The sequence below is a fragment of the Stenotrophomonas sp. YJH_SMC_130 genome (assembly GCF_059369035.1).
This window is the reverse complement of record NZ_JCAFSH010000018.1, coordinates 45,096-55,960: the sequence shown is the minus strand read 5'-3', so window position 1 is coordinate 55,960 and position 10,865 is coordinate 45,096. Positions and strand designations below refer to the sequence as shown.

6 protein-coding genes and 2 pseudogenes are annotated in these 10,865 nt (G+C 60.4%); 5 read left to right on the top strand and 3 right to left on the bottom strand.

The features are described 5' to 3' along the window. Positions 1–135: 135 nt before the first annotated feature. The 5 genes and pseudogenes from AC5P5V_RS15890 to AC5P5V_RS15870 form a co-directional block, all read left to right on the top strand. A pseudogene (locus AC5P5V_RS15890) lies at positions 136–804 on the top strand (IS3 family transposase); the annotation flags it as partial. After that, positions 802–1,776: a helicase-related protein gene (locus tag AC5P5V_RS15885; protein ID WP_495215951.1), complete on the top strand. Its 975-nt coding sequence runs from the start codon at positions 802–804 to the stop codon at positions 1,774–1,776. The pseudogene AC5P5V_RS15890 and the gene AC5P5V_RS15885, both read left to right, overlap by 3 nt. A gap of 20 nt (positions 1,777–1,796) precedes the next feature. Next, positions 1,797–4,844, top strand: a complete 3,048-nt coding sequence (locus AC5P5V_RS15880) for a type ISP restriction/modification enzyme (protein ID WP_495215950.1) — start codon at positions 1,797–1,799, stop codon at positions 4,842–4,844. A 19-nt stretch (positions 4,845–4,863) separates the two neighbouring features. After that, positions 4,864–5,865, top strand: a complete 1,002-nt coding sequence (locus AC5P5V_RS15875; RefSeq protein ID WP_005409646.1) for a restriction endonuclease — start codon at positions 4,864–4,866, stop codon at positions 5,863–5,865. Positions 5,866–5,887: 22 nt separating this feature from the next. After that, a pseudogene (locus AC5P5V_RS15870) lies at positions 5,888–6,512 on the top strand (histidine phosphatase family protein). Between the two features lie 37 nt (positions 6,513–6,549). On the opposite strand, the gene AC5P5V_RS15865 reads toward AC5P5V_RS15870, so the two are convergent. The 3 genes from AC5P5V_RS15865 to AC5P5V_RS15855 are packed head-to-tail and all read right to left on the bottom strand — an operon-like array spanning position 6,550 to position 10,863. Next, a complete protein-coding gene (locus tag AC5P5V_RS15865) occupies positions 6,550–7,029 on the bottom strand; it encodes a hypothetical protein (protein WP_005409644.1) in 480 nt (159 codons plus the stop codon). Beyond that, entirely contained in the window at positions 7,022–9,355 is a 2,334-nt protein-coding gene (locus tag AC5P5V_RS15860) for a hypothetical protein (protein WP_032960046.1), read from the bottom strand. Before AC5P5V_RS15860 ends, AC5P5V_RS15865 begins: the two co-directional genes overlap by 8 nt. Further along, on the bottom strand, positions 9,352–10,863 hold the full coding sequence (locus tag AC5P5V_RS15855; protein WP_049449467.1) for a site-specific integrase: 1,512 nt from the start codon (positions 10,861–10,863) through the stop codon (positions 9,352–9,354). Before AC5P5V_RS15855 ends, AC5P5V_RS15860 begins: the two co-directional genes overlap by 4 nt. Between the last annotated feature and the right edge of the window lie 2 nt (positions 10,864–10,865).

Sequence of the window (10,865 nt, the reverse complement as noted above, 5' to 3'; positions counted from 1 at the left end):
GGTGCGACCACACAGCAGCTGCGGTCGAATCCCGCCTGCCCAGTTCGCTGCCAACCACCGAGCACAACAAGCCGACAACGCAGTAACCTTCAACCCCGGGCTTTATCAGTAATCACTGGTATGGCCAGTGGGGGCAGGTCAGCCGCGCGAATCCGCGAGATGCACGAGGACAGCCGTGGCACTCTCGGCGCCGGTCGCATGCACGAAGACCTGGTCGATCAGGGCGAGTCGGCCAGCTTGAACCGCGTGGCGCGACTGATGGCGGCCGAGGGTTTGCAGGGCTGGCCGCGCCCGAAGCGGCGCGGTCAGCGCGGACGGCCGGCGCTCACGCCTCCGGGCGTGCGCAACCTGCTGGAGCGGGACTTCACCGCACTGGAGCCGGAGACCAAATGGGTCACCGACATCACTGAGATCAAAACAGGACAAGGCAAGCTGTATCTATGCATCGTGCTGGATTTGTTCGACCAGCGCGTGGTGGGTTGGTCGATGCACCACAGGCAGGACCGGCACATGGTGATCCGGGCGGTGCAGATGGCGGTATGGCAGCGGCAAGGCGCGGAGCCGGTGATCCTGCATTCCGATCGCGGCAGTCAATTCCGAAGCGGCGACTACCAGCGGTATCTGTCGAGAAACGGCCTGGTCTGTTCGATGAGCGCGGTGGGACACTGCGGCGACAACGCGGCCTGCGAAGGGTTTTTCGGCGTGCTCAAGCGCGAGCGGATCTACCGCACGAAGTACCTGACACTCGATGCAGCGAAGACTGATGTGTTCGAATACGTCGAGCGGTTCCATAACGCGCACATGACCGTGGTGTTTAGCACCTACCACTCCATCGAGGTCATCCACGACGCCCAGCAGCAGGGGCTGGCCGATTTTGACCTGATCGTCTGCGACGAGGCCCACCGCACCACCGGCGCCACCTTCGAAGGCGACGACGAATCCGCCTTCGTGCGCGTGCACGACGCCGCCTACATCCGCGCCGGCAAGCGCCTGTACATGACCGCCACCCCGCGCATCTACGGCAACGAGGCCAAGGCCGTGGCCGAGCGCGACAACGTGGCGCTGTACTCGATGGACAACGAGGCCTGGTACGGCAAACAGCTGTTCGTCATCACCTTCTCGGAAGCCGTCAAGCGCGGCCTGCTGGTCGACTACAAGGTCATCGTGCTGGCAGTCGAGGAAAGCCACATCAATCGCCGCCTCCAGACTCTGCTGAAGGACGAGAACAACAGCCTGCGCGTGGACGATGCCGCCAAGATCGTCGGCTGCTGGAAGGCGCTGGCCAAGCTCGGCATCCACGAGGGTGCCGGCGAAAGCGCAGAACCGATGAAGCGCGCGGTCGCGTTCTGCCAGGTCATCGAGCCCAGCCGGGGTGGCAAGACCCACAAGGTCAGCTCGAAGGAAATCGCCGACATGTTCAAGGCGGTCGTGGACGCCTACCAGGACGCCGAGGACATCGAAGACGCCGCGCGCATGACCTGCGAGGCCAAGCACGTCGACGGCAGCATGAACGCCGGCGAGAAGGAAGCGAAGCTTGACTGGCTCAAGGCACCCACGCCACCGGACACCTGTCGCGTGCTGAGCAACGTGCGCTGCCTTTCCGAAGGCGTGGACGTGCCGGCGCTGGACGCGGTGCTGTTCCTCACTCCGCGCAACTCGCAGGTGGACGTGGTGCAGTCGGTCGGCCGGGTGATGCGCAATGCCCCGGGCAAGCAGCGCGGCTACGTGGTGCTGCCGGTGGTGATCCCTGCCGCATCGAGCCGCACGAAGCGCTGAACGATAACCGCACCTATGCAGTGGTCTGGCAGGTGCTGCAGGCGTTGCGCAGCCATGACGACCGCTTCGACGCGATGGTCAACAAGCTCGACCTCGTCGGCCCGGACCGCAGCCGGATGGAAGTCGTCGCCGTCGCCGACACGGTGCAGCGCAAGACCGCGCGGCTGCTGGACGGCAATGCCCGCAAGGCGGCCAAAGCCAAGAGCAGGCACAGTATCGGTGAAGCCCAGCCCGGCTACGAAGCCGAAGTGCAAAGCGAATTCGAGTTCGAGATCGGCGAAGTCGAGCGCGCGCTCTACGCCAAAGTGGTCGAGAAGTGCGGCAACCGCCACCATTGGGAGGACTGGGCCAACGACATCGCCAAAATCGCGCAGACCCACATCGACCGTATCAAGGCGCTGCTGGAAGACCCCAGTCAGGCCAAGGCCCGCGAAGCCTTCAGCGCCTTCGCCAACGAACTGCGCGACGACCTCAACGACAAGGTCTCGGACGCCGAGATCATCGAGATGCTGGCCCAGCACCTGATCACCAAGCCGGTGTTCGACGCGCTGTTCGCCGACTACAGCTTCGCCAGCCACAACCCGATGTCCAAGGCGATGCAGGCCGTGCTCGACGTACTCGACGAACTGCACCTGGAGAAGGAAGCCGACACCCTGCAGGCGTTCTACGACAGCGTGAAGCTGCGCGCCGAAGGCATCAACAGCGCCGCCGGCAAGCAGAAGATCGTGGTCGAGCTGTACGACAAGTTTTTCCGCAACGCCTTCCCGAAGATGACCGAGCGCCTGGGTATCGTCTACACCCCGGTGGAAGTGGTGGACTTCATCCTGCACAGCGTGAATCACTTGCTGGAGCAGGAGTTCGGGCAGACCCTCGGCAGCAATGGCGTGCACATCCTCGACCCCTTCACCGGCACCGGCACCTTCATCACCCGTCTGCTGCAGTCCGGCCTGATCAAGCCGGAAGAGCTGGATCACAAGTACCGGCACGAGATCCACGCCAACGAACTTGTGCTGCTGGCCTACTACATCGCCGCGATCAATATCGAGGCCACGTATCACGGCATCGCCGGCGGCGACTACGTGCCCTTCGAGGGTATCTGCCTGACCGACACCTTCCAGATGTACGAGAAGGAGGATCTGGTCGATGCGCTGCTGGTGGACAACAGCCAGCGGCGCAGGCGGCAGAAGACGCTCGACATTCGCGTGATTGTAGGCAATCCGCCGTATTCGATCGGACAAGGCAGCCAAAACGACAACAATCAGAACATCGGCTATCCGGCGTTGGATGCACGCATCGCGGAAACCTATGCCGCACGCTCAGGCGCGGCGTTGTCCAAGGGGCTTTACGACAGCTACGTCCGTGCCATCCGCTGGGCCAGCGACCGCATCGGCAATGCCGGCATCATCGGTTTCGTCACCAATGGTGGCTATCTAGAGAAGGCCGCCATGGACGGGGTGCGGCGCTGCTTAGTGGCCGAGTTCTCCAGCCTGCATGTATTCAATCTCCGCGGCGATATCCGCAAGAACATGCTGAGCAAAGGACAAGCGAAGGAAGGTCAGAACATTTTCGGAAGCGGCAGCATGGCGGGCATTGCCATCTCACTTCTGATCAGAAATCCTGAAGCCAATCAGCGTGGTCACGTCTACTACCACGATATTGGTGACGATCTAAGCCGCGATGAGAAGCTGGGCAGGATAGAAGCCTATGCCAGCGTCGACGGTATTCTCGAACAGGAATGGCAGCACATCATCCCGGATGCGCATGGCGACTGGCTGAAGCAGCGCGATGACAGCTTCGGGCGTTTCATCTCGCTGGGCGACAAGAAGGGCGACGCGTCCAAGATGTTCGACAACTTCTCGCTAGGCGTGGCCACCAACCGAGATGCCTGGGCCTACAGCCATAGCAAGGCCAAGCTTGCGGAAAACATGCGCAACATGATCGGCTTCTACAACGCCGAAGTGGCGCGCTTCGATGCCGCGCATATTGGACTGGACACCAAGGCGCGGCAGGAGCGCGTGGACGGATTCATTGACAGCGACCCACTCCGCATCAGTTGGACTCGCGCGCTCAAGCAGAACTTGACCAAGAATCGCACCTACACATTCGATGCCGAGTGCATCGTTCCCAGCCTGTATCGCCCGTTCACCAAACAATGGCTGTACTTCAATCGGACTTTCAACGAGATGGTGCTGCAGATGCCGCGCATCTTCCCAGATGCTGCTGCAAAAAACGTAGTAATTCAGCTAAGCGGAGCTGGAGCACGATCTGGATTTTCCGCGATTATTTCTGGCCATATACCGTCCCTTGACACCATTGAGAAGGGCCAGTGTTTTCCGCTCTATCTCTACGATGAAGCCGCCCAACAATCCGATGACGGCCTGTTCGCGAGCATTCCCAATGATGGCCCACGCCGACGCGAGGCCATCACCGATGCCGGCCTCGCGCATTTCCAGTCCGCCTATCCGGGCGAGACGATCAGCAAGGAAGACCTGTTCTATTACATCTACGGCCTGCTGCATTCCCCCGACTACCGCGAACGCTATGCCGACAACCTGAGCAAGGAGCTGCCGCGCATCCCGCGTGTGCGCACGGCACAGGATTTCTGGCATTTCAGCCGCGCCGGCCGCGACCTCGCCGCGCTGCACCTGAACTACGAAACGGTGGACAAGTACCCGCTCACCATCGAGACCAAGGGCAAGCTGTTGGATGCCGACTACCGCGTCGAGAAGATGAAGTTCGCCAAGAAGAAAGACCCGGACACCGGCAAGTCCGTCAACGACCGCGGCACCGTGATCTACAACGGCAAAATCACACTGCGCGACATTCCCGAAACCGCATGGGGCTACATCGTCAACGGCAAGGCCGCGCTGGATTGGGTGATGGAACGCCAGGCCCTGCGCGTGGACAAGGCCAGCGGCATCGTCAACGACGCCAACGACTGGGCCATCGAAACCATGGGCAACCCGAAGTACCCGCTGGAACTGTTCCAGCGCGTGGTCACCGTCAGCCTGGAAACGCAGAAGATCGTCGCTGCGCTGCCACCGCTGGATATCCGTGAAGACGGCTGACCCCCACAAGGACATTCCTATGAATGAAGTGGTGTGGGGCATCCACGCAGGCCGCACCGGCGATGCCGATGCCTTGTTCCTGAAGCAAGGCTGCATTGCCATCGGCTGGGACGCCATGGGCGACCTGTCCGTACTGGCAGCCGACCGCGACGCCTTCCGGCAGTGCTATGTGCAGGCCTACCCGGATGCGAAGAAGGGCGGCATTGCCACGGTGTCCGGCATTCCCTACCGGTTCCTGCACGAGATGAAGGCCGGTGACCTGGTGGTGTACCCCTCCAAGCAGGACAAGCAGGTACACATTGGCCGCGTCACTGGCCCGTACCAGCATGTGGCCGATGCCACCCACGGGTACCCGCACCGCCGCAGCGTGCAATGGCTGAGCCACGTGCCGCGCCTGCAGTTCACCCAGGGCGCGCTGTACGAAATCGGCTCGGCGCTCAGCCTGTTCCAGGTCAAGAGCTATGCCGACGAATTCCGCGCGGCGGTGGGCGGCAAGTCCGCACCTCCGTTGCCGGTGGACCAGGACCATTCGGTGAGCCTGGTCACCGATGACATGGAAGACACCACCCGCGACTTCGTGCTCAAGCGCCTGGCGCAGGAATTGAAGGGCCTGCCGCTGGAGGATTTCGTGGTGCACCTGCTGCAGTGCATGGGCTACCACGCGCGCAAGACCCGTGTGAACGAGCCCAGCGTGGACGTGATCGCCCACAAGGACCACCTGGGCATCGAGCCGCCCATCATCAAGGTGCAGGTCAAGAGCAGCCCCAACACCGTGACCGACAAGGACGTGTCGGCGCTGTACGGCAAGCTGTCCCACGGCGAATACGGGCTGTTCGTGACCCTGGGCAGCTACAGCCCGTCCTGCCGCAATTTCGAACAGGGCAAGGGCAACCTGCGCCTGATCGACGGAGATGAACTGGTGGACCTGATCTTCGCCCACTACGAGCAGTTCGATTCACGCCACAAGGGCCTGCTGCCGTTGCGCCGCATCTACGTGCCGCAGGTGCTGGAGGCGGACTAACAATGGCAGGGCTGCGAATTTGATGCATCGCTCCATCTATCTGGTACGCCACGGAGAAAGTGTCTCCAATGCGGGTGGCATCACCATGCCCCATGCCTTGATTCCACTAACAGAAGCGGGGCGCAAGCAGGCAGAGGCGCTATCGGCTCGGTTGCCAGCTCAGCCCCCCCAGGATTCTTGCCTCGCCCTTTATCAGGGCGCTGGACACCGCCGAGCCTTACGCCAAGCGAAGGCAGGTCAAGATCGAGCAGGAGCCGTTGCTGCAGGAATTCGACATGATCGACCCGGTGTTGATCGCCGGCATGGACCAAGACCAACGGCGCCCGATCGCCGATGCGTTCTGGAAAGAGGGTGATCCCACAAAGCAGATGGGCGAGCAGGCCGAAAGCTTCGGGCAGTTCGCGAGCCGAGTATCCGCGTTCATGACCGACCGGCTCCCGCTGCTACCCGACGGAACGGTCTGCTTCGGTCACGGCATCTGGATCGGCATGGTGGCGTGGAAGCTGTTGGGGTTCGGCGCAGACACCAGTGATGACATGCGCCGCTTCCGGCGTTTCCAGACTGGCCTGCCGCTGCCCAACGGCGCGGTCTACGCGCTTGAGGAATTGGCGCCCGCTCAGTGGTTACTCCTCAATAGATTCGCGTGAATCACACGCTTCCGCACCGCGGTCGAAGCATCGCCGATTACTTTGGCCTGCGCTGCGGAAGTGACTCCACCGTTGCTTCTGGCAGCGCGCCCAGCTGCGCAAGCTGGTCCCTTGAGCCGCTGTACGATTCATAGAACTGTGCCCACTTGCTGAAGCCGCCCAGTTCGCCTACTGCGCGGATCATCGCGACGTGGGATGCCGTGAGCAGAGCGACCTGCGATTCAAGCTCGGCGATGCGCACATCGCGATCTGCCAGGGCGCTGGCCGCGGCATCACCAGAGAGCTTTCCAGGCCTGCCTCGCCAACGACGGAATTCGGCTTGCCGCTCCTGATACTGCGCAAGCATGCGGCTGCGTTCTTTGCTGCGGGTGATCGATGATGCGGCTTTGATTTGCGGATGCAAGCGTGCAACCGCCCGCGCGGTGATGTCCTCGTCGCGCGATAGCAGGTCGTCCAGCACTCGGCGCATTTCCGGATCGCAATCGCGTGTGGCTTGTTGCAAGCTGTCGTTATCCATCCATGACTCCGCTGCGGCGAGGAAGAGAGAGGTCGGGACCATCAGGGAATGGCTTATCGCCTTCCTTGGTCGCCAGGAGCGTGCGCACGCCGTCAAGTCTGACCTTGGCATGTTGAATCTGGTTCGTGCGGCCGATGCTCTTTGATGGCCTGGCTTCTGCGATCTCGACAGCCGCGGCCAACTTGAGTTCGAGCGTCCGCAGGTGACGGCGGTTCTCCGGCAAGTTGGTTGCCGACAGATGACGGCAGCCGGAGAAGCACTCCAGATGCTTTGGACACGGATCGACAGTGAAGCTGTTCAAGCAATGTCCGTATGGAGTCGCGTGAAAGCCATCGGCTTCGACCTTCAGAAACTCGAACGCTGCGGTGTCACCCTCCGCGCTCTGGATCTTCTTGAACGCATCCACGATTGGACCACTGGCTTTGCCGGATTGGATCATCTTCGCGACAGTGCTGGCTTTCTCGCCGAGTGCCATTTCCACGTCTGGAGGCAGTTCGAGTTGATCCAACTCTTCCGCCAAGCTGCGATGATCGTACTCGTAGCTTTGGGCCACGCTGCGGCGATTGAAGCGTTTGGAGATGACGGTGTCGGCTACGCCGAGACGGAAAAGCTCGGTGTTCTGTAGGTGACGCAGGGTATGGGAGGTGAGTACCAGGTCCTTGTCGTCGTCAGATTGCCCATACCGTTTGAAAAGCGTGTCGCGGGACTTCTGCTCGCCGAGGGAAAGATTGACCAAGCTTGTATCGGGCCGACCAACGGAGATGTATCGGGTGACATCGCAGACCCCATTGTTTCGCTCCTCGGCTAGGGACCGTTTCGGATGCAGGAAAAGGAATTCCCAGGAAGCAAAGCTGCGATCGGTCAGACTGAAAAGCTCGGTGTCCGGCAACTTTGAGCTGGCCGCGACACGAAGGTAACTTTCAAGATCTCCGATTCTTACGAAGACCTTGCTCATGTCGCGCTTGCCGTTGGGTGAGACCGCCCTGCCTTCGACGTCTCTCAGCACCAATGCGCCACCATCTTTGCCCTCGAATCCCGCCATCCGGCGAAAGTACATGCGAGCGGTCGCACTCATTTCACCTTGAAGACTGGCATTCAAGCTCTCTTGAACTTTCTGGAGCTCGTCGAAGCAATCAGCGGAATAGTTTTGACGGCACTTCTGCATCCAATACTGTTTCTTGTCCTCGGCCAGGTCTAGCCAGAAGGCGTTTCCGGAAAGGCGAGAGTAGATTTGCGTGGTCGGCACCAGCTCACCGAGCGCAAAGTCTGGCAGAACGCGCCCTGTTTCAGTTTGCTTCCTCAGCGTGCTTCGTAGCGGATTTGTGATTGCCTCAGCACGGGTCAGGGTCTCGCTCACGATCTCCTCGAACATCTGGGGAACGTAGTGAGTCTTGGCGACTAGCACCTTGCTATCTGCATTCTTTGCCTGCTGCTTTTCGGCGAAGTGCCGAATCATGAGCGATTTGGAGTAGCCACCTAGCTCCCCTGCAGGCCGCTGCTTCGAGTCATAATAGTGCCGGTCCGTCCGCCACTCAGCGGGGAGGAGCGTGGCCTCACCAATTCGGAAGCCCGTCAAGATCATGATGCGAATGGCCGCAAAGCGCAGTTCGTCCATGAAGGTCAGGGGCTGCTCGGTCATAACGATCCGGACCAACTCCCAGAACGCGCGACGTTCTGGTAGGCGCTCAGCGCGCTTGCGATCTTCCAGGTTGTGCCGAATCTCCGCTTGAGAATTGAGAAATTTGGACCGCCGAGTGGCTCTAGGCTGGAGACGTGCGGCGGCGAGGGCAGGGTAGAGCGGCCCCACATCGGCCAAATGGTTGGCATCAAACACCACCTTGGTCAGACCCGCGATCAAGTCGCCAAGCTTGCCCGACGCCTGGATGCTGTTGCCGGTGCGAACCGCGAGAGCCATCTCGTCGACGGTGACACTCCACGGCTCAGCGTCCCCCGCGCATGTAGCGATCACGCGCAAGGGGCGTGCCACATTGTTGGCGATGTGACCGAACGAGTTGCGGCGAACAAACAGCTGTTCCATGACGGCAGCTTTGATGAGGTCTTGCCATGCGGGCGAAAAAGTGCGCGCATGCAGAACCGGTAGCCCGTTCGAAGAGTGGGCTGCGTTGAGCGCATCAAGTGCCGAAGGTTCCGAACTGAAGTGGCGCAAGCGATGCTTAGGTGCAACGCCTCCTGCAAGCGCAGTGAGGTCCCAGTCGTACCCTTTGATCGCCGTGCCGCTCTGGTCCAGAGGAATTCCCCAAGGAACCCCATGCGTCGCGGCCAGTTCCATTCCGAGCTTGATGAAAGCGGCGAAGTGGGGATTCAAGACGGCGTACCTTCGAGCTCAACCACCACTGCCTGAACCTCTGCGATCGTCCGTTCAAGCTGTAGATAGGCCGGCGAAACCGCGTCGCCACGAGACGAGTCGTGGAAAAACCGCGCCACATCCCGAAAGTCGGCTAGAACTCTCGAGTGCATCTGAACGTCGTGAATCGGCATGAACTTCCTGCAGCCGTAGCAGGACAAGATCGGGTTGTAGGGACACGCAGCCTGCCCGGAGGTGCACCCACCGATCCCCGCGATCGGAACACCATGTGGCGCTCCGCCAATCTGCTGGGACTCTTTCAATTGCGCGAGTTCTTCTGGACCGATAAAACGATTGTGGGCAATGCGAGCCACGCGCTGATAGATCTCGGAGATTCCCAGGGCTTTGTTCACCCGCTCAGCCTGGTTGGCCGATGTTTCGTAGTACACGAGCGCAGTCGTCATATCCGAGTGCCCAAGGAACTCGGCCAGTTCCTCTTGGCTTGCGCCGGCGTCAACGAGGCGTTGAGCGGCTGTATGTCGTAGATTGACGGCAGTCGCGCCAAGCTCGAGCAGATCGCGGAGTAGGGAGCTGATGCGACGACTTGCTTCATTTGCGGATGTGGCGCCGAACACCCTAGCGCCCGCGTCATCGCCATCAACCTGAAAGCGCCGTTCGATCTCGACGAAAAGAGGTGTCCACTCGCGTTTTACTCGTCTAAGCAGCGGCTTGGCGGCACTAGAACTCCGCTGTTTCGCCATGCGGAATGTGATGTGGACGGAAGCGAACATGTCGACGGATTCGTGACGAACTTTGACGTCACGAAACGTGAGCATTGCGATCTGAACCGGTCGCATCCCGAACTGGTACGCACACAGCAGCATCGCTGCGTCTTGCACATCTTCGAGGGTCAGCGACGACGCTTTGGCCTGGATTGCCGCTTCGTCCAAAAAACGAACTACCGCCGCTTCATCATCCACCGAGAGAAACGCTTCGCCAGACCGGACGACGGCGTACTTGTCGTTGAAGGGAAGGGGCAGGGCGGATATCACACCGTGATAGGAGTCAGCCCATTGGTTGAGTCGATATTTGCATAGCAGTCGCAGGATAGATTTCGCGCACGCGTACGCTTCCGCCGGCAGGTCGCGTGCAAAAAATGTCGCCCAGAATGATCCTATTCCTGTTGGTGCTACCCCCAACAACCTGACGATTTCTGCCTCGCCGATTGCCTTGCTGCCACGGGCGTACTTGCTTGCCGACGATGGAGCCAGGCCTTCACCCAGGAGGTACAAGAAGACGTGTTTTATCAACAAGGCGAGTTGCTCGGACAGATGATCAAAGCCAACTTTCACAACCCGGCCATCGATATGAACCGCAAAACATCTGGCATTGGCTGGATCTCGAATTGATCGTTGCTTTCCGTCGAAATCGTCGTAGTACCGAATCACCGGAGGCAACGACGGTAGTTGAGCAACTATTTCGCAAGCCCCAGCTTCCAGCTGCCATTGAATATTTTCATTTCTAGCCATGT